This is a genomic window from Mesorhizobium sp. M6A.T.Ce.TU.002.03.1.1, assembly GCF_003997275.1.
In the GTDB taxonomy this organism is placed as follows: Bacteria; Pseudomonadota; Alphaproteobacteria; order Rhizobiales; family Rhizobiaceae; genus Mesorhizobium; species Mesorhizobium mediterraneum.
In genome coordinates this window covers 1-578 of record NZ_RZTI01000301.1, presented here as the reverse complement: position 1 = coordinate 578, position 578 = coordinate 1, and the positions used below count along the sequence as shown (strand labels likewise).

General features: G+C 61.8%; 1 pseudogene. It reads right to left on the bottom strand.

Annotation, left to right across the window (positions count from 1 at the left end):
• Positions 1–219: 219 nt before the first annotated feature.
• Positions 220–578 (bottom strand): annotated as a pseudogene (locus EOC93_RS33635) (sugar ABC transporter substrate-binding protein); the annotation flags it as partial.

The window sequence follows — 578 nt, the reverse complement described above, 5'->3', positions numbered from 1 at the left end:
GTTCAAGCCGGTCGCCGACCATTCGGCGATCGGCTTGAACGCCATCGACACCATCCACAGGATCGGCACCAGCGTCACCGCCATGGCCGCGAAGATCGCGGCATAGCGGAATATCAGGAAAGGAACGGAACGCTTCATCTGGCGGCTTTGCTGGTGGCGTTGTGGGCGGAGGGGAGAAGTAGGCTCCTCCCCTCCTTCGATATGATCCAGGGAGAAGGATCAGACGATTGGATCGAGAACTGTCGGCCAGGCCTCCTTGTTGGTCTTGATGGCTTCGAGCAGTTTGTCCTCGCCGGTGCGCCGGGCGATCTTTTTCCACTCTGCCTCGGTGTCGGCCATCGCCTGCTCCGATGTCTTGGCCTTGGTCAGCGCCGCCATCAGGTTCTCGTCGAGCGCATTGTGGAAGGCTGTCGCGCCGGGATAGTTGATGGTCGGCACGGTGCGGGCGACCGTCTCGCGCACGACGTCCATGTGGTAGGCATGATAGGTCTGGCGCACCAGCGGATCGGAGAAGTCCGAAAGCCGGAACGGGTCCAGATAACCGCCGGGGTTGGCACTCATCCAGGCATAGATGCGGG